Source organism: Flavobacterium sp. FlaQc-30 (assembly GCF_044005885.1).
Lineage (GTDB): Bacteria > Bacteroidota > Bacteroidia > Flavobacteriales > Flavobacteriaceae > Flavobacterium.
The window spans coordinates 1-377 of the sequence record NZ_JBIPCO010000034.1 but is presented as its reverse complement, the minus strand read 5'-3'; the positions used below and the strand labels follow the sequence as shown (position 1 = coordinate 377).

1 protein-coding gene is annotated in these 377 nt (G+C 35.5%); it reads right to left on the bottom strand.

Annotated features, from left to right (window positions below):
- Nucleotides 1-377 (bottom strand): DUF2931 family protein (locus ACHRV0_RS21625; protein WP_395442516.1); only part of this gene is annotated, 377 nt, incomplete at both ends.

Genomic DNA, 377 nt, shown 5'->3' with positions numbered 1-377 from the left:
AATAAGGAATACCATGAATTTTCCAATAAGTAAGATAATGACCCCATGATTTTATCTCTTTTTTTTTGTAACTATCGTCTATATTTTGATCTTCTTCTCCTTTCAAAATTTTAAATTTTGCTATTTCAGTACTGGCATATCCTCCCTGCATCCATAGAGTTATATTGCCACCAGGAGCCATTCCGGCAACAATTACACTATAGTCGTTTTGATCACCATAGGAATCTATTACTTTTCGTTTAAACAATTTGAGCATTTTTTCTCTGGGCAATTTGAACCCGTCTTTATAAACTAAGTTGTCGACTGAACAAACCCATTTTACCGCTATGCTGTCAGGAACAGGTTTATATTGATCACCGCCAACATAACCGCCGCTA